The following is a 16,968-nucleotide window of genomic DNA, read 5'->3' as shown; positions in this document are numbered from 1 at the left end:
CGTGGTGGCCGCGGCGCTGTTCGCCACCGCGGCCGTGATCGGGACGACGGTCTTCGGCAAGGAGACACTCCGCCTGGGGTGGCCGCCGCTGTTCGCCCACTGGGTCCCGCACCTGGGCCCAGGCACCCCGGCCGCGGTCTGCGTCGCCGTGCTGGTCGTCTGCTACGGGCCGGGGCTCGCGAGCCGCCTGGCGTGGCGGTGGCTCCTGGCTTCCGCGGCTCTGGCGTCTCTCGCGTGGACGACCTCCCTGGCCCTGGTGGACGGCTGGCGGCGCGGGTTCGCCGACCGACTGGCGATCGGCCAGGAGTACCTGACGGCGCTGGACGACATCGGTGACGTGGGGGTCTTCCTGCGCACGTTCACCGAGCGGATCCCGATCGACTCGGCCGGCAACTGGCCCGCGCACGTGGCCGGCCACCCGCCCGGCGCCACGCTGACGTTCGTGCTCCTGGACCGTGTCGGCCTGGCCGGCGGGGCGTGGGCGGCGGCGTTCTGCGTGCTGGCGGGGGCCTCGGCGACGGCTGCGGTGCTGGTCACCCTTCGGGCGGTGGTCGGGGAGGACGTCGCTCGTCGGGCGGCCCCGTTCGTCGTGCTGGCGCCGGCCGCGGTGTGGCTCGGGGTGTCCGCCGACGGGTACTTCGCGGCGGTGGCGGCGTGGGCGGTGGCGCTGCTGGCGCTGGCCGCGACGGGCTCGGTGCGGTGGCCCCGGGCGACGGCGGTCGGCTCGGGGGTGCTGTTCGGTTGGTTGCTCTTCCTCTCGTACGGGCTCGTGCTGATGGCGCCCGTCGCGGCGGCGGTTCTGGTGCTGTGCCGTGCCTGGCGGCCCGTCCCCTATGCGCTGGCGGGCATCGTCCCGTGGGTGGTGGGCTTCGCCGCGGCCGGGTTCTGGTGGTTCGACGGGTACGTGACGCTGGTCGAGCGCTATTACGCGGGGGTCGCCGGCATCCGGCCCTACGGCTACTTCGTGTGGGGCAACCCGGCGGCGCAGGTGCTGTCGGTGGGGCCGGCGGTGGCGGCGGGCCTGGCCTGCCTCGTGGCCGCCGGGCGGCGCGGAGGCCGCCTCGCCGTGCTGGTGGGCGCCGGCGTGCTGGCGATGCTGGCGGCCGACCTGTCGGGGATGAGCAAGGCCGAGACCGAGCGGATCTGGCTGCCGTTCGCGCTGTGGCTGTTGCCGGCGGCCGTGGTGTTGCCGGGTGGTGGTGACCGGTCGCGGTGGTGGCTGGCCGCGCAGGCGGCCACCGCCCTGGCGGTGAACCACCTTTGGCTGACCCGGTGGTGAGCGCGACGGGCCCGATGGCGCGGTTCCGTGGGCGGCTGCACGACGCGCGGACGGCTACCGTGCTCGGCCGTTGGCTCGGCCTGGCCATCGCCGTCTGCTTCCTGACCGGGCTGGCCAGCCACGTGCTGCAGACTCCGCCCGACTGGCTGGCACCCCGATTGCCGTCCCGCCCGGTGTGGGGCTACCGCCTCACGCAGGGGCTGCACGTCTCGACGGGCATCGTCGCGGTGCCGTTGCTGCTGGCGAAGCTGTGGAGCGTCTCTCCGGCGCTCTTCCAGTGGCCGCCGGTGCGGTCGGTGCGGCACGCCCTGGAGCGGGCGTCGGTGGCCGTGCTCGTCGCCGCGGCGCTGCTGGAGCTGGCGCTCGGCCTGGTGAACATCGCGCAGTGGTACCCGTGGCCGTTCTCGTTCAGGCGTACCCACTGGGCGCTCGCGTGGGTGCTGATGGGGGCGACGCTGCTGCACGTGGCGGTGAAGGCGCCGGACATCGCCCGGCACTGGCGGCGTCGGCGGGCCGACCCGGACGCGGCCGACCGGCGCTCGCTGCTGCGCGGAGTCGGCGCGGCGGCCGGGGTGTTGACACTGGTGACGGCCGGGCAGTCAGTGCCGGCGCTGCGCCCGCTGACGCTGCTGGCACCGCGCCGGCCGGACGCTTCGGCGCAGGGCGTCCCGGTCAACCGGACGGCGGCGCAGGCCGGTGTCGGCCGGCTGGCGGTCGAGCGGTGGCGTCTCGTGGTGCTCGGGCCGCGCGGCTACGCGTTGACGCTCGACGAACTGCGAGCGCTGCCGCAGCACACGGCGAGACTACCGATCGCCTGCGTCGAGGGCTGGAGCGTCTCCGCCGACTGGACCGGCGTGCGGCTGCGGGACCTGCTCGACCGGGCGGGAGCCCCGGGCGACGCCCGGGTGCGGGTGGTGTCGGCGCAGTCCCGCGGGGCGTACCGGACCACGGAGATGGGGCCGACGTACGCCCGGGACGGACTGACCCTGCTGGCGCTGCGGCTGAACGGGTCCGTGCTCTCCCCGGACCACGGGTTTCCGGCGCGGATCATCGCGCCCAACCGGCCGGGGGTGCTGCAGACCAAGTGGGTGACGCGGATCGAGGTGATGGCGCGGTGAGGGCCACACGGTGGTCGCTCGGCGCCGTCGGGTTGCTGTCGATGGCGGTGGGCGCCCGGATGCTGGTGGACCGGCCGGCCGCGGCCGGGGTGGCGTCGTGGCTGGCGGGGGCGGCGTTGCTGCACGACCTGGTGCTGCTGCCGCTGGTGTTGGCGGCGGGGCTGCTGCTGCGGCGGCTGGGCGGGCGCCCGGTGCGGGGCGTGGTGCGCGGCGGCCTGGTCGTCGCCGGCTGCGTGACGCTGGTGGCGCTGCCGCCGCTGCTGCGGCCGGGGGAGCCGGCGAACCCGACGGTGCTGCCGCTCGACTACGGGCGGAACGTGCTGCTGCTGATCGCCCTGACGGGGCTGGGGACGCTGTCGCTCGCCCTGGTGGTGGCGTGGCGACGTCGGCGCCGCGCCACCCGTCGGCCGCCCGCGCGCCGACCGCGTCTCAGGAACGGTTGACGAGGGCCAGGAAGGGCCGGCCCGCGACCGTCCAGGAGCCGGCCCTGGTCCAGCCCTCGGCCTCCGCGCGGCTCCCCAACGCGGCCGAACCCACGCGGGCCCAGGGGAAGGCGGGGCCCGGCGGCCCGTCATCCACGGCGAGGCGCGCGGGGAACCGTTCGTCGACGTCCTCGGGGGCCGCCTCGGCGATCAGCAGCCCACCGGGGGCGAGCAGTCGGGCCACCCGCCGCAGCAGCGCGGCCGGGTCGCCGCCGATGCCCACGTTGCCGTCGAGCAGCAGCGCGCTGCCCCACCAGCCCTCGCCGGGCACCGCTCCGAACACCGACCGGAGCAGCGCCGTGCCGCCCGCCGCCCGGGAGCGTGCGACGGCGGCGGGCGCCGTGTCGATGCCGAGGGCCGGGCGGGCGGCCCGGGCCAGGGCGGCGATCATGCGTCCCGGGCCGCAGCCGATGTCCAGGACGCTGCCGGAACAGCGCCGCAGGACGGTCCGGTCGGCGGCGTCCGGCGCGGCGCACCAGCGCTCGACGTCCATCAGGAGCCGGCGGCCGTCCGGCCGACACAGGTACAGCGGTCCCCGGCCCGCGACGACGGCCCGGTCGTAGGCGCCGGTGGCCCACGGCACGGCGGACACGGTACGGGTCACCGGCCGACCCCGCGCCCCAGCGAGCGGTACACGGCGGCGAACCGGCTGCCGGGTGCCGCCAGGGCGACCTCGTCGGCGTCGGCCAGGGTGTCGACGTCCCGCAGTCGCGGCAGGTCGTGCACGGAGAGCCCGGCCTCGGTCAGCCGGCGGCGCTGGGCCGCACCGGTGGTCGGGGTCGACATCGGAACGCCACGCACCAGCGCGGGGCACGGCTCCGCCAGGCCCAGGGCCCAGAACCCGCCGTCCGCCGCGGGACCGAACCAGGCGCGCCCCGGCGGCCAGGCGTCGGGCACGGTCACCGGGGCGAGCAGGTCCGGGGTGATCTGCGGGGTGTCCATGCCGACCAGCAAAGCGGGTCCCGCACAGTGGGCGAACGCGGCGGCGATCCGCTCGTCGAGATCACCCGGCACCTGCGGCACCACCTCGTAGCCCGTCGGGAGCCAGCGCCCAGGCCGGCCGTCGAGCACCAGGACGCGGCGGCGCGCGGGCACCCGCAGGAGCGCGTGCAGCGTGTCGGCCAGCGCGGCCTCGGCCAGCCGCGCGGCCTGGGCCGGCGTGCACGGGGGAGTGAGTCGGGTCTTGACCCGGCCGGGCAGCGGCTCCTTCGCGATGACCAGCAGGGTGACGGCGGGGACGGCGGTCACGCCAGTACCCGCCGCATGTCGTGGACGGCTCGCAGCGTGCCGCGCCAGGTGCCGGTCACCTTGGAGTCGCCGGTACGCGGCCGGTACGGCACGTCGGCCTCGGTGACGCGCCAGCCGGCCTCGGCGGCACGCAGGACCATCTGGAGCGGGTAGCCGCTGCGCCGGTCGGTCAGGTCCAGGCCGAGCAGCGCCTCGCGTCTGGCCACCCGCAGTGGGCCGAGGTCGCGCAGGGACAACCCGGTCCTGCGGCGGATCATCCCCGCCAGGACGCGGTTGCCGACCCTGGCGTGCACGGGCCACGCGCCGCGGGCGACCGGCCGGCGCCGGCCGAGCACCAGATCGGCCTCGCCCGCGCGGACCGCGGCGGCCAGCCGGGGCAGCTCGGCCGGATCGAGGGAGGCGTCGCAGTCGCAGAACGCCACGAGCCCGCCCTCGGCGGCCATGAGCCCGGCGTGGCACGCGGCGCCGAAACCACGGCGCGGTTCGCGGACGACCCGGGCGCCGAGACGGCGGGCCACGTCGGCGGAGCCGTCGGTGGAACCGTTGTCGACGACCAGGGCGCGCCAACCGGCGGGTATGCGGGCCAGAACCCAGGGGAGCGCGGCGGCTTCGTTGAGACAGGGCAACACCACATCGCCCTGCGGGGAAGGGGAGTTGGTCACCCTCTTCACCTTACGGAGACGAAAGCCGTATATCGGGCGTCGGTGCTTACGAAACCCTGACGTCCGTCGCTGGCCCCGGCCGCCGACTCCCCGGAGGCACCCCGTGGTGTGAGACTTCAGGGCATGCGACAACTCGAGGGCCAGCGCGTGCTGGTGGTGGACGACGATCCGACCGTGACCGAGGTGGTGGCCGGCTACCTGGGCCGGGCCGGGTTCGTCGTGGACCGGGCCGCCGACGGCCGCGGCGCCCTGGCGCGGGCCGCCACCCACCCACCGGACCTGGTGGTGCTCGACCTCATGCTGCCCGGCCTCGACGGGCTGACGATCTGCCGCGAGCTACGCCGCTCCGGGCCCGTCCCCGTGGTGATGCTGACGGCACGCGGCGACGAGGAGGACCGGATCCTGGGCCTCGAGGTGGGCGCGGACGACTACGTCACCAAGCCGTTCAGCCCCAGGGAGCTCGTGCTGCGCGTCGCCTCCGTACTGCGGCGGACCGCCAGGAGCGGTACGTCGGACATCGCCGAACCGGCACTGCGCGGCGGCGGCATAACGCTGGACCCCGCCGCCCGCACCGTGCGCCAGGCGGGCGGCGAACTCCGCCTGACCCTACGCGAGTTCGACCTGCTGGCGCACTTCCTGCGGCACCCCGGCCAGGCGTTCACCCGCGAGGAGCTGATGGAGCGGGTGTGGGGCTGGGACTTCGGCGACCTGTCGACCGTGACCGTCCACGTGCGGCGGCTGCGCCACAAGGTGGAGGCCGACCCCGCCAGACCACGACTCATCACCACGGTCTGGGGTGTCGGCTACCGCTTCGACGGCACGCCGGGCCACGGCGAGGCGAGGGACGCGTGACGATGGGGGCGGAGTTGTTCGCGCAACTGGACCTGCTGCGGGACCTCCCGCTGATCGCGGCGTACGCGGCGGCCGGGGCCACGGTGGCCGGCCTGGCCGGGGCACTGGTACTGGCGGCCGTGCGACGCCGGTCGGTCGCGGTGGCGTTCACCGTGCTGATCGCGGTGACCGTCGGCTCCCTGCTGGCCGGAACCCTGTCCGTCGCCTGGGCCATGTTCCTGTCGGGACACGACCTGGCCGTGGTGGTCACGGTCGGGGCGGTCAGCGCGGTGACGGCCTCCGGCGCCGCACTCCTGCTCGGCCGTTGGGTGACCGGCGCGCACCGGGCCTTGGAACGCGCCGCGCGGGGGCTCGGCGGCGGCGGCGGCTTCACCCCGCCGACCGTGCCGATGCCCGCCGAACTGACGTCCCTGGCCCGCTGCCTTGCGCAGACCGACGCGCGGCTGACGGAATCCAGGCAGCGCGAGCGAGCACTCGAGGCGTCCCGAAGGGAACTCGTCGCGTGGATCTCGCACGACCTGCGAACGCCCCTCGCCGGACTGCGGGCCATGGCGGAGGCGCTGGAGGACGGCGTGGCCGAGGACCCGGCGCGCTACCAACGGCAGATCCGGAGCGAGGTGGAGCGACTGAGCGACATGGTCGGCGACCTGTTCGAACTGTCCCGCATCCAGGCCGGTGCCCTGGCCCTCGCCCCCTCCCGACTGTCGGTGTACGACCTGATCAGCGACGCCATCGCGGGCGCGGACCCGCTGGCGCGCGAGTCCGGGGTGCGGCTCACCGACGCGGGCGTCGAGCGGGTTCCCGTGGAGGTGGACGGCCGGGAGATGACCAGGGTGCTGGCCAACCTGCTCGTCAACGCCATCCGGCACACCCCGGCGGACGGCACGGTCGCCGTCGCCGCGACCCGGGACGGACACGGCTCGGTCGTGCTGTCCGTGACGGACGGCTGTGGCGGCATCGCCACCGACGAACTGCCCCGCGTGTTCGACACGGGCTGGCGCGGCACCGACGCCCGAACCCCGCCGGGCGGGGCCGGCCTCGGACTCGCGATCGTGCGCGGCATCGTCGAGGCCCACGCCGGTCGAGCCGAGGTCCGCAACGTCCCCGGCGGCTGCCGCTTCGAGGTCACCCTCCCCGCCGCCTAGTGCCGCGGGTCATGACGTTGTCGACGCTCACGCGACGGGCGCGGGATCGTGCGTCCCTGTGGCGCCCTGGCTGAGCGCCAGCCGCGCCTGTGCGAGCCTGCGGACCGCCTCGGCGAGCTGACCCGAAGGGAGCGTGTACGGCAGCCGGATGTGACGTTCGAAGGCCCCGCCGATCCCGAACCGTGGTCCCCGCCGCGATGGTCACCCCGTGGTCCGGCGCGATCGCTGCCAGCCGTGAGCTGATGGGCTCGCGGAACGCTGCCCACAGCGTCACGCCTCCGGCCGGTTGCGGTGCGTGGACGTCGGGCAGGCGCTCGGCGAGGATTCGCCGCAGTGCGTCGCGTTGCGATCGCAGTCGCCGGAGGGTGTCGGGCCGTTCGGTCTGGCGCTCGTTCAGGAGGACGGCCGTGGCCAACTGTTCGACGACAGGGGTGCCGAGATCCGTGGCGGGGCGGGCTTGCGCGAGGCGCTCCAGGAGTGAGGGCACGGCCCGGATCCAGCCGATACGGAGGCCGCCCCAGACGCTCTTGGAAACCGAGCCGACGCTGACGGCGATCGGCAGGTGCGCTGCGAGGGGTTCCGGTTTCGCGCCGTCCAGAGCCAGGTCGGTCAGGATCTCGTCGATGATCGTGGGACAGGCCAGCCTGAGCCGACGGCGAACGCTCGCGGACATGCACATCCCGGTCGGGTTGTGGAAGTCGGGTATCAGGTAGGCCAGTCGCGCGTCACGCCCGGCCGCCTGGAGTTGCGCCGTGTCCCAGCCGGACGCCCCGACGGCCACGGGCAGGAGCCGGGCGCGCGCATCGGTGAACGTCCTGATCGCGTGCGGATAGGTGGGGTGGTCGATCAGGACCTTGTCTCGCGGGGCCAGGAGCGTGCGCGCCAGGAGACCGAGCGCGTGCTGAGCACCGTTGGTGATCATGATGTGGTCGGGGGCGGTGGGCAGCCCTCTGCGCTCGTACCAGGCGGCGACCGCCTCGCGCAGCTCCGCGGTGCCATAGCGATCGTATCCATGCCGCTCGAAGTGGCGTGGTAGCTGTTCGAGCGCGGCCGCGAAGGCGGCGTGGAGGATCTCGACGGGTGCCGGTGGCGCGGCGAACGACAGGTCGATGGTCACCGAGTCTCTGTTGACCGAGGGCTCGAGCTGGGTGTCCCGGGGGAGGCGCACCGTCGCCCTGGCGCGCGCCCTGGTGGCGAGGTAGCCGTGCTCGACAAGAGTGCGGTACGCGGCACCGACGGTGGTTCTGCTGGTGCCGAGCGCGGCGGCGAGGTCGCGTTCGCTCGGCAGCGCCGCCCCGAGGGAGAGACGTCCGTCCAGGACCAGCAGCCGCAGCCTGTCGGAGAGACGCTGGTGCGCCGGCCCTGGCCCCTCCCTGGAGGCTTGCGCCATGGCTCCTCCCGCTTCTCCTGCGTAACCGTCCGTCTCGGCCCGACAGGACCGCCCCGCGAGATCCGCGTGAACGCCCTGGCCCAAGTGCGCGCGGGCCGAACGGGGCGTCGTGTTCCCCCGCTCCTGATCGGCCTGGTGGGGTACGGCGCCGCCATCATGGTGCTCGTCCAGTCCGGTCTCGGCACAGCCAGTGGGAGCGTGCTCACCGACGGCGCGGCGAAGACTCTCGGCATCTCGTTCGGATGGGCCACCAACCTGTTCTCGCTCCTGGTGCTACTCGCCTGGGTACCTCTGCGCGAACCGCCGGGGCTCGGCACGCTCCTCAACGTCGCGATCGTCGGCTTCGCCGCAGACGCCACCGCGGCCGTGCTCCCCCGCCCCTCGGGGGACACTGGCCGAGAGCGGTTACCTGGGCGTCGGCCTCGTCGCGCTGGCCTTCTTCGACGCGCTCTACCTCGGCGCACAGTTCGGGGCGGGTCCACGTGACGGCATCATGACCGGACTTGTTCGGCTCACCCGCCTGCCCGTCGCGGTGGTGCGCACCGGCATCGACGTCGCCGTCGTCGGCATCGGCTGGGCTCTCGGTGGGCTCTTCGGGGTCGGGACGGTGCTCATCGCGCTGTGCACGGGGCCCCTCGTCGGATACTTGCTACCGCTTCTGACGGTTCGCCTCCCCGCCGCCACGGCAGGCGAACGGTGCGGCCGGTGATCGCCAGCCCGTGGACCAGGGTTCCGCCTCACGCCGACACGGGCGGCGCGTCCGCAAGCGGAGCGGTGGCGAAGCGCGCCATGCCCTCCGCGAACCCGACCCGGGGACGCCAGCCCAGCTCCTCCCGCAGCCGCCGGGACGAGGCCGTGACGTGCCGGACGTCACCCAGCCGGTACTCCCCGGTCACCAGCGGCTCCGGCCCACCGCGCGCGGCGGCCAGCGCCCGCGCCGCCTCCCCCACGGTCCGCGGCTCGCCGCTGCCGGTGTTGTAGGCCCGCAGCGTCCCCGCCGGCCGGTCAGCCAGCGCGGCCAGCGCGGCGACGTTCGCGGCGGCCACGTCCGTGACATGGACGAAGTCCCGCCGCTGCGCGCCGTCCTCGAAGACCCGCGGCGGGCTACCCGCCTCCAACGCGGAACGGAAGAACGCGGCCACCCCGGCGTACGGGGTGTCGCGTGGCATGCGGTCCCCGTACACGTTGTGGTAGCGCAGGCTGACGGCGCGGCCACCGGTCGCCCGGGCCCAGGCGGCCGCCAGGTGCTCCTGCGCGAGCTTCGTGGTGGCGTAGACGTTCCGCGGGTCCACCGGCGCGTCCTCCCGCACCAGCCGGGGCTCCAGGCCGGCACCGCACCGCGGGCAACGCGGCTCGAAGCGTCCCGCGGCCAGGTCGGCCGGCAGGCGCGGCCCCGGGCGGACGCCGCCGTGGCGGGGACACGCGTAGGCACCCTCCCCGTACACCACCATCGAACCGGCGAGCACCAGATCCGTCACGCTCACCCCGGCCATCGCGGTCAACAGCACCGCGGTGCCCAGGTCGTTGACCGCCACATATCCGGGAGCGTCCGAGAACCCCTTGCCCAGACCCACCATCGCCGCCTGATGGCTGACCGCGGTGACGCCACGCAGCGCGCGGCTCATCGCCTCGCCATCGCGGACGTCCGCCCGAATCCACTCGACCGCGCCGAGCTCCGGCGGCGGGCGCAGGTCCACGACGACGGCCTCGTGGCCGGCGGCGACGACCGCTTCGACGACGTGCGAGCCGATGAAGCCGGCCCCTCCGGTGACGAGTACACGCATACGGCCGACGGTAACCGGCGAACCCCGGCGCGTGAGGGCCGGCGAACACGCCGTCAGCGTTTCGTAAGACTCCGCCCCCGGAACCGACGGCCGATCACGCCGCACCTCACTCGTGGCCCAGCGCGGCCGCCTCGCCGTTGGGTGCGGGTCCGGCGTCGCCGTCGTCCGGGTCGCGGGCGCGGAGGACGCCGAGCAGTGCGGTCAGGTCCCTACGAGAACCGGCAGAGCCGCCGGCTCGGCGAGGGTGTCACCGGTATCTCGCCCGACGGCCGTCACCGGTTCGGGCCGGCGCTCGCCGACTGCCGTGCGGCGCCGCGGTTCCAGCGTCGCGCTCGCGGCGTCCACGCCGTCGCGGATCTCACCACCGGCTTTCGACGGCCGGCGGGAGGGGGCCCGCAGGCGGATCAGTCGATCGACGCCGGCAGGCCGAAGCGACGTGGCAGGGTCTCGTCGAGGAACCACGTGACGGCGCGGATCCGGTCGCCTGACGGGGAGAGAACGATCAGCCCGGCCGGGTGCGCCGACGGCTCGTCGGATCCGGTGAGGTAGCAACCGAACGCCGGCTGGGCGTTGGCCCTGGTGGGGACCAGCCGGAGCCGGCGGTGCCCGCACCAGGTGGTGAAGGTGGTGAGGAAGGCTCCGATCGCCGCCCGTCCCTGGTACTCGTGCGGCGCCGGCGGCATGGCGAGCCACGCGTCGTCGGTCAGGAGGGCGATGACGCCGTCGACGTCGCCGGCGGTGAACGCGGCGGCGAAACGCCGGGCGAGTTCCCGCTCGTGCGGCGAGTCCGGGAGCGCGGTGCGCTCGGGGTCGATGGCGCGTCGGTTCAACCCCGCACGCGCGCGCTGCACAGCGCCCTTGATCGCGGTGGTGCTGGTCTCCAGCATGGCCGCGACCTCGCCGGTGGAGTAGCCGAGCACGTCCCGCAGCACGAGGGCGGCTGTCTGGCGTGGCGGTAGGTGCTGCAGTGCCGCGACGAACGCAACTCGGCCGCCTGCTTGGCGTGGTAGCGAGCCTCGGGCCCCGGCGTACCGTCGGCGATCTCCTCCAGCAGCAGATCGGGATAGGGTTGCAGCCAGGTCGCCTCGCCGCGGCGAGTGGGCTCCGGCGGGTCGAACGGCGGCGCCGGTTCTGGCGGTCGTCGCCGCCCGGCGTCGCGCAGTGCGTTGAGGCAGCGGTTGGTGGCGATGCGGTAGAGCCAGGACCGGAGTGACGCGCGGCCGGCGTAGCCCCCCAGGCCTCGCCACGCCGCGATCAGGGTCTCCTGCAGCATGTCGTCGGCATCGGCGAGCGACCCCAGGATCCGGTAGCAGTGCAGGTGTATTTCGCGCCGGTAGGGGTCGGTGAGCTCGCGAAACGCGTGCTCGTCCCCGGCCCGCGCGCGGTCCAGCGTGTCATGACGCACCGCGGCATCCTCCCACGGCACCCTGCCGCGGAAGGTTGTGGGGCCAGGACCGTTCCCTTTCGGGGGTGAGCGGTGTCCCAACAAGCGGAAGCGCAGACAGCGACACTCCGAAGAGGAAACACCGTGACCGACCGAATCAACACAACGCCCGTCGACGACCTCAGCGCGGTCCTCGGCTCCGTCGGCGACCTGGTCGCCGCCGTCCGGCCAGACCAGTGGCACGCCCCGACCCCCTGCCCGCGGTGGGACGTCCGCGACCTGGTCAACCACATGGTCCTCGGCAGCCGTCTGTTCGCCGGCGTCGTTCGTTGCGTGGCGGCCGTCGCGCCCGGCGACCTGGACCCCAGGGCCGGCGACGCGCTCGGCGACGACCCCGTGGCCGCCTACCGGGGCGCCGCCGATGACCTGCTCGCCGCCTTCGGACAACCGGGCGTACTGGACCGGGTCTTCGAGGTACCCGCGGGGCTCGTCCCCGGCATCGCGGCGATCCACCTGCGCGCCGTGGAGGACCTCGTGCACGGCTGGGATCTCGCCCAGGCGACCGGCCAGCGACCCCCGTTCCCCGACGACATCGTCGAGCGCCAACTGGAGTTCACCCGCGCCAAGCTCGCTGACGTTCCCACGGAGCGCGGCCCGTTCGCGCCACCACAGCCAGTCCCCGACCAGGCCGCACCCCTCGAGCGCCTTGCCGCCCTGCTTGGCCGCCAGGTCGACCAACGGCGCCGCGCACGCGTGGAGGGATAGCCTCGCCGTTCTGTCCCCGGTTCCGGACCGCGCCCCGGGCTGACGGGAACCCCGCACCGCCGCCGGAATTCAGGCCCACGAGAATCGTGGGACGCGGCATCGACCGAGAGGAGCGACAGGGCGATGGCTGACTTCTACGAGCGGATCGTGGATGTCGAGGTGACCGGGGAGGAGGCCGGGTCGCTCGCGGAGCGGATGATCGACTTGATGGTCGCCGAGGACCTGGTCACCCGTGAGACGTCCGGCGAAGGGGTGTACAGCGCGAACGTGGACGTGGGCCACATACCGGGCCGGGGCTGGGCGCGCGCGGCGGAGCCCTGGGGCTCCGATCACCGGCCGGGTCCGGTGGCCGTCGTCGTCGGGCGCTCGCACCACGTCGGAGGTCAGGGCATGGACGAGGCGGAGTACGCCGAGTGCCCGCGGTGCGGCGCCAGGACCGTGATCATCGACTATCCGCTGCGGTTCGAGGCCGACCAGGAGGTGTGGCGGCCGTACCGGGAGGCCATCGCCGCCTGGCGGGAGACGGGCGAGGGGAGCGTGTCCTGTTCCGCCTGCGGCGCCTCGGTTCCGGTGACCGAGTGGCGGTGGGACTCCGGCTTCGCGGTGGGCGCCCTCGCCTTCGAGTTCTGGGGCTGGCCGCCACTGACCGACGAGTTCCACGAGGAGTTCGGACGGCGTCTCGGGCATCGCACCGTGATCCACCAGGGCAAGTTCTGAACGGTGGTCGCGTCGGGTTACCGGGCCTGGACGACGGTGACCTCGCGGTCGTCGCAGCCGGCGGCGACGTCCTCGATCGCCGCGTGTTCGACCGGGTCGGCCGTGAGGCCGTAGCGGGTCTTGATGACGACCCAGGCGGTGATGTAGCGGCAGGTCGCGGAGGCGGCCGGGGGCATCCACTCGGCCGGGTCCTGGTCGCCCTTGGACTGGTTGGCGCTGTCGTGGACGGCCACCAGGGCACGGGGGTCCGCGAGGTCGTTGGCGTACGCCCGGCGCGCGGCGGGGGACCATACCGAGGCACCGGACTCCCAGGCCTCGGCCAGCGGGACCATGTGGTCGATGTCGACGTCCGTGCTGGTGGCGAGGGTGATCCTGTCGTACCAGGAGCGCCAGGTGCCCGTGCCGGGGGTGATGACGCACCGCCCGGTGACCCTCGGCTTCACAGCCGCCTCGGCCAGCAGAACCTCCTCGCGGGTGTCGCAGCCGTCCCGGTCCGTGTCGACCCAGTGCCTGAACCGCTCCCGGCTGTAGCCGGCGCGGCTCCCCTCGTCACGGACGGGGAGGGCGGCTATCAACTCGGACAGGGGCGCGGTGACGCGCTCACCCGGAGCGGCCGCGGCCGGCGAGGCCGGCCACGCCAGCAGCGTGGGAAGCGCGGTCAGCGCGACGATCGTGGCGCGAAGCAGTCTCATGGCGGGGCCTCACCATTCCGCTCGGCGCGCGGTGACAACCTGCCCCTGAGATCACTCGAACGCGCCCGGAGCCTTCAGTAGGGACGGGTGCACTCGTCTCCCGAGCGTGTGGGACTCCCGGGGCGCCGGCAAACGGAACCAGCACCTCTGCCGGTGGGCATCAGGATGAGGGGTGGGCCAATCGGGTGATTGGCGGTCTTCTCCCCGCCGGCGTCGCGCTCTGGGGCGGACGCCCGCTCCTCGCAGGGCGATGAGGAGGGAGAGAGCCCCGGATCGGCGAGGTGCCGATCGGCGAGGTCCTTCGCGGCCCGGGCGAGTGGGGGAGCCAGCAGGGGTTCCGTGTCGTCGAACCGGCGTAGGGCCACTGTCTTGGCCAGTTCGACCACGGCACTGTGCGCGGCGTGCGCGCCGGCCGGGCCGAGGTCCGCCACGGTTGCGCGGATCACGCTCATGTGGGCCATGAGCAGGTGCTTCTCGCCCGAGTCCGCCGGACCGGGGGCGACGGTCATCCCTGAAACTGGGCCGGCACCGGCGGGTTCACCCCCATGTCCCCCTCAGCGACCCGGGGCAGGAGGACCCGGAAGGTGGCGCCCCGGCCCGGGGCCGAGTCGACCGTGACCTGCCCGGCGTGGGCGGTGACCAGGGAGTGCGCGATGGCGAGGCCCAGGCCCGCGCCGCCCGTCGCGCGGGTGCGGGAGCTGTCGGCGCGGTAGAAGCGGTCGAAGATGCGGTCGCACTGGTCCGCCGTGAGGCCGGGGCCCTCGTCGGCGACCTCCAGGACGGCGTGGCCGCCCACCGTGCCGACGCCGATGCGGACGGGCGTGCCGGGGAGCGTGTGGGTGACGGCGTTCCCGACCAGGTTGGTGACGACCTGACGCAGGCGGGCCTCGTCGGCGAGTGCCGGTGCCCAGGCGGGTGGCCCCGCACCGCCCGGTCCGCTGAGGGTGACGGTGCGAGTGGGGTCGAGGGCGTGCGCGTCGTGCAGAGCGTCAGCGGCCAGCGTGCGGAGGTCGGTGGGGGCGAGGTCGAGTTCGGGCGGCAGGTCGGGCGCCCGAACGTCGGCGGGCGTCCCCGTTTCCCGGAGCGCGCGCTCGTCGAGGCGAGCCAACAGGAGCATGTCCTCGACGAGGCGGGTGAGACGCTCGGACTCGCGGGCGATCCGGGACATCGTGGCGCCGACGTCCTCACGTTCGGCGAGCGCGCCCATGCGGTAGAGGTCGGTCAGGCCCTTGATACCGGCGAGCGGGGTGCGCAGCTCGTGGCTGGCGTCGGCGACGAACCTGCTCATCCGTGCCTCGGACGCGGCGCGCGCGGCGAAGGCGGCCTCCAACTGCCCCAGCATGGTGTTCAGCGCGGCCATCAGGCGGCCGAGCTCCGTGTTGGGGCCACCCAGTTCCGGGACCCGCCGGGAGAGGTCGCCGACCGCGATCTCGGCGGCGGTCCGTTCGACTCGGGAAAGCGGCCGCAGCCCCGACCTGACCGCGAACCAGCCGGCCACGGCCAGCAGCGCGAGCCTGGGCCATCGACATCGACACCACCACACTGCCGGAGGTGTCCGACGCCGCCGCGTCCCCTCGGAGCAGAGCCACGGGGGCCCTGGGCACGGCCACCACCCGCCAACGTGCCTCACCCTCCGCGCCGTCGACGGTGAACGGGCGCCCGTCTCGGGCGACGACCGAGGCCATGTCCAGGTCCGGAGGATCCGGGACCTGCTCCTCCCCGGTGCCGTGCGGGCCGGTGAGGGAGTCAATGCTGTTCTCGACGCTGCCGTCCTCCGCGACGTACGTGGTGATAGCAGAAGCGGAGCGCGGCGACCCGGTTGGCTAGACTTCGGGGATGGACTCCGCAGTGGACGCGCTCCTCGCGCAGGGCGAAACCCGGCCGCGGGCGGACGCGCGACGCAACGCCGAGCGTCTGATCGCCGCGGCGCGGCAGGCACTCGATGAGCAGGGGCTCGCCATCACGACTCGCGACGTCGCACAACGCGCCGGAGTGGGCCTGGGAACGCTCTATCGGCGGGTTCCGTCACTGGACGCACTGATCGCGGCGATCCTCATGGACACCATCGACGAGATGACCGATCGTGCCCGGAGTGCGCTCGACGAGCCCGACCCGTGGCGGGGGTTCGTCGAGTTCGCCGAGGTTTTCGTACGGTTGAGGGCATCGAGTTGCGGTCTCCACGACGCGCTGTCCGGTACCGGGGACCGTTTCGATCTGGGCCCGCGGATCAGGCGTCTCCAGCGGTCGGTGCGTCAGCTCGTCCAGCGAGCCCAGGACGCTCACATGATCCGCGGTGACCTCGACTGGAGCGATGTCCCGTTCGTTCTCGCCACCGCGATACCCCCCGACCACACCGTCGGGCTCGAGGCGAGAGCCGACCAGTGGCGCCGAAACCTGCGCATCGTCCTGGACGGCCTTCGCCCGGCCGCGGACAGTTCGGCGAGCACGCGCCAGGAGTGAGGGGTATGTCGCGGGGCGACGCGTCCGCCGGGTCGTCCGGGGGCCGCCGTGGAGGCCCTCGCGGTCCCGGACGGTCACCGCTTCTCCCACTCGGGTCGGCCGGCAAGCCGAGTTGCGCGCGGACGCGGTCGGTGAGCTCCCGCACCGACCACCTGGACACCGCTGACCTCTGACACGGCCGCCACTCCGCGTCATCGGACATGCGGGCCACGGTTCACGGCGGGTCGATGACAGAACAACGGGACACCGTCATGTCGTCGCCTCGGCGTCGGCGAGCCTGCCTCGGAGCATGAGCTCCATGACCTTCATGAACCGTTGGGTCCGCGATTGTCCGAGGACGAAGGGGTTGGGCCCGCCGGGGTCGTTCCGCAACTGTTCGATGCGCGGCAGGGAGTGGTCGTTGGGGTGGTTGGACAGTTCCACGTCCACGTCGGCCTGCCGCATCCGGGCGCGGAAGGAGTGGATGGAGGCAAGGTAGGCGCGCAGTTCGGTGGGGGTGACGGGTGGGTTCAGGCCGCCCCACAGCATGGCCGTGTGGCGTTCGCGGCCGGTCCGTACCGGGATGATGGGGGAGACGGTGCCCGGGGTGTGGCCCGGGGTGTGGTGCAGTCGGATCGTCGTCTCGCCGAGCGTGAGCCGCTGCCCGTCCCTGATCTCCAGGTCCCGGGCGGGGGCGTGCGCCGGGTCGGCGTGGGCGACGAGCTCCCAGTCGGCCGGTGTCATCAACACACGCGCTCCGAAGCGGTCGGCGAGGTACTTCGCGCCGCCGTAGTGGTCGTCGTGGCCATGGGTGACCACGACGTACCTGATCGTCTCCGGATCGGCTCCCAGGGCGCGCAGCCCCGGGGCCAGGACGCTGGCAGCCTCCTGCTCGGAGGTGAGCGCGTCGATCAGCACGATCCCGTCGTCGGTCAGCACGGCCAGGGCGGAGACCCAACCCACGCTCACCATCGCGACGTTGTCGAAGAGCTTCACCGGTTCCGGGGCGGG

19 protein-coding genes and 1 pseudogene are annotated in these 16,968 nt (G+C 74.0%); 9 read left to right on the top strand and 11 right to left on the bottom strand.

All coding sequences use genetic code 11. From position 1 onward, the window contains the following. The first annotated feature begins 1 nt into the window (after position 1). From E1265_RS18680 to E1265_RS18670, 3 genes are read left to right on the top strand one after another with little or no spacing between them, the layout of a single operon-like run. Positions 2-1,279, top strand: a complete 1,278-nt coding sequence (locus tag E1265_RS18680) for a hypothetical protein (protein ID WP_243740921.1) — start codon at positions 2-4, stop codon at positions 1,277-1,279. A gap of 14 nt (positions 1,280-1,293) precedes the next feature. Then, positions 1,294-2,397, top strand: a complete 1,104-nt coding sequence (locus E1265_RS18675; protein ID WP_132931442.1) for a molybdopterin-dependent oxidoreductase — start codon at positions 1,294-1,296, stop codon at positions 2,395-2,397. Beyond that, positions 2,394-2,840, top strand: coding sequence for a hypothetical protein (locus E1265_RS18670; protein ID WP_243740920.1), 447 nt, complete (start codon positions 2,394-2,396; stop codon positions 2,838-2,840). Before E1265_RS18675 ends, E1265_RS18670 begins: the two co-directional genes overlap by 4 nt. On the opposite strand, the gene E1265_RS18665 is transcribed toward E1265_RS18670, so the two are convergent. From E1265_RS18665 to E1265_RS18655, 3 genes are read right to left on the bottom strand one after another with little or no spacing between them, the layout of a single operon-like run. Then, entirely contained in the window at positions 2,827-3,483 is a 657-nt protein-coding gene (locus E1265_RS18665; protein WP_243740919.1) for a methyltransferase domain-containing protein, read from the bottom strand. The two genes, E1265_RS18670 and E1265_RS18665, sit on opposite strands and share 14 nt — an antisense overlap. Then, on the bottom strand, positions 3,480-4,127 hold the full coding sequence (locus E1265_RS18660) for a DUF2064 domain-containing protein (RefSeq protein WP_243740918.1): 648 nt from the start codon (positions 4,125-4,127) through the stop codon (positions 3,480-3,482). The genes E1265_RS18665 and E1265_RS18660 overlap by 4 nt, the downstream gene beginning before the upstream one ends. Beyond that, a complete protein-coding gene (locus E1265_RS18655; protein ID WP_132931436.1) occupies positions 4,124-4,798 on the bottom strand; it encodes a glycosyltransferase family 2 protein in 675 nt (224 codons plus the stop codon). The genes E1265_RS18660 and E1265_RS18655 overlap by 4 nt, the downstream gene beginning before the upstream one ends. A gap of 114 nt (positions 4,799-4,912) precedes the next feature. Here E1265_RS18655 and E1265_RS18650 point away from each other — a divergent pair, with 114 nt between their 5' ends. Both E1265_RS18650 and E1265_RS18645 read left to right on the top strand, forming a co-directional pair. Continuing rightward, positions 4,913-5,641, top strand: coding sequence for a response regulator transcription factor (locus tag E1265_RS18650; protein WP_132931435.1), 729 nt, complete (start codon positions 4,913-4,915; stop codon positions 5,639-5,641). A gap of 35 nt (positions 5,642-5,676) precedes the next feature. Continuing rightward, the gene (locus E1265_RS18645) at positions 5,677-6,786 is read left to right on the top strand and encodes a HAMP domain-containing sensor histidine kinase (RefSeq protein ID WP_132931439.1); all 1,110 of its coding nucleotides are present in this window, start codon (positions 5,677-5,679) and stop codon (positions 6,784-6,786) included. On the opposite strand, the gene E1265_RS18640 is transcribed toward E1265_RS18645, so the two are convergent. Continuing rightward, entirely contained in the window at positions 6,767-7,903 is a 1,137-nt protein-coding gene (locus E1265_RS18640) for a PLP-dependent aminotransferase family protein (RefSeq protein WP_243740922.1), read from the bottom strand. The two genes, E1265_RS18645 and E1265_RS18640, sit on opposite strands and share 20 nt — an antisense overlap. A 111-nt stretch (positions 7,904-8,014) precedes the next feature. After that, positions 8,015-8,176 (bottom strand): annotated as a pseudogene (locus E1265_RS39275) (GntR family transcriptional regulator); the annotation flags it as partial. A gap of 493 nt (positions 8,177-8,669) precedes the next feature. Here E1265_RS39275 and E1265_RS39270 point away from each other — a divergent pair. Then, a complete protein-coding gene (locus tag E1265_RS39270; RefSeq protein WP_243740917.1) occupies positions 8,670-8,885 on the top strand; it encodes a hypothetical protein in 216 nt (71 codons plus the stop codon). Positions 8,886-8,913: 28 nt separating this feature from the next. Here E1265_RS39270 and E1265_RS18630 read toward each other — a convergent pair whose 3' ends face one another. The 3 genes from E1265_RS18630 to E1265_RS40730 form a co-directional block, all read right to left on the bottom strand. Next, positions 8,914-9,960 (bottom strand): NAD-dependent epimerase/dehydratase family protein, encoded by a 1,047-nt coding sequence (locus tag E1265_RS18630; protein ID WP_132931434.1) that lies wholly within the window; start codon positions 9,958-9,960, stop codon positions 8,914-8,916. Positions 9,961-10,364: 404 nt separating this feature from the next. Then, positions 10,365-10,892 (bottom strand): nuclear transport factor 2 family protein, encoded by a 528-nt coding sequence (locus E1265_RS39265; RefSeq protein ID WP_243740916.1) that lies wholly within the window; start codon positions 10,890-10,892, stop codon positions 10,365-10,367. Beyond that, on the bottom strand, positions 10,787-11,365 hold the full coding sequence (locus tag E1265_RS40730) for a sigma-70 family RNA polymerase sigma factor (RefSeq protein ID WP_347877214.1): 579 nt from the start codon (positions 11,363-11,365) through the stop codon (positions 10,787-10,789). Before E1265_RS40730 ends, E1265_RS39265 begins: the two co-directional genes overlap by 106 nt. 123 nt (positions 11,366-11,488) lie before the next feature. On the opposite strand from E1265_RS40730, the gene E1265_RS18620 reads away from it, so the two are divergent. Together E1265_RS18620 and E1265_RS18615 are read left to right on the top strand one after the other, a co-directional pair. Beyond that, complete coding sequence (locus E1265_RS18620) at positions 11,489-12,109, top strand: TIGR03086 family metal-binding protein (protein WP_243740915.1); 621 nt, start codon at positions 11,489-11,491, stop codon at positions 12,107-12,109. A 123-nt stretch (positions 12,110-12,232) separates the two neighbouring features. Continuing rightward, positions 12,233-12,826: a hypothetical protein gene (locus E1265_RS18615; protein ID WP_132931432.1), complete on the top strand. Its 594-nt coding sequence runs from the start codon at positions 12,233-12,235 to the stop codon at positions 12,824-12,826. A 17-nt stretch (positions 12,827-12,843) separates the two neighbouring features. Here the strand turns inward: E1265_RS18615 and E1265_RS18610 are convergent, their stop codons facing one another. Then, positions 12,844-13,518 carry an HNH endonuclease family protein gene (locus E1265_RS18610; RefSeq protein WP_132931431.1) on the bottom strand — a complete coding sequence of 225 codons (675 nt, stop codon included), beginning with the start codon at positions 13,516-13,518 and terminating at the stop codon, positions 12,844-12,846. A 505-nt stretch (positions 13,519-14,023) separates the two neighbouring features. Further along, positions 14,024-15,016 (bottom strand): HAMP domain-containing sensor histidine kinase, encoded by a 993-nt coding sequence (locus E1265_RS18605; RefSeq protein ID WP_347877213.1) that lies wholly within the window; start codon positions 15,014-15,016, stop codon positions 14,024-14,026. Positions 15,017-15,354: 338 nt separating this feature from the next. Between E1265_RS18605 and E1265_RS18600 the strand changes: the two genes are divergently transcribed. Continuing rightward, positions 15,355-15,978, top strand: coding sequence for a TetR/AcrR family transcriptional regulator (locus E1265_RS18600; protein ID WP_132931430.1), 624 nt, complete (start codon positions 15,355-15,357; stop codon positions 15,976-15,978). A 249-nt stretch (positions 15,979-16,227) separates the two neighbouring features. Here the strand turns inward: E1265_RS18600 and E1265_RS18595 are convergent. Then, positions 16,228-16,968 (bottom strand): MBL fold metallo-hydrolase (locus tag E1265_RS18595; protein WP_132931429.1); only part of this gene is annotated, 741 nt, incomplete at its 5' end.

The sequence above is a fragment of the Streptomyces sp. 8K308 genome (assembly GCF_004348315.1).
Classification (GTDB): Bacteria; Actinomycetota; Actinomycetes; order Streptomycetales; family Streptomycetaceae; genus Streptomyces.
This window is presented reverse-complemented; position numbering and strand designations above follow the sequence as displayed.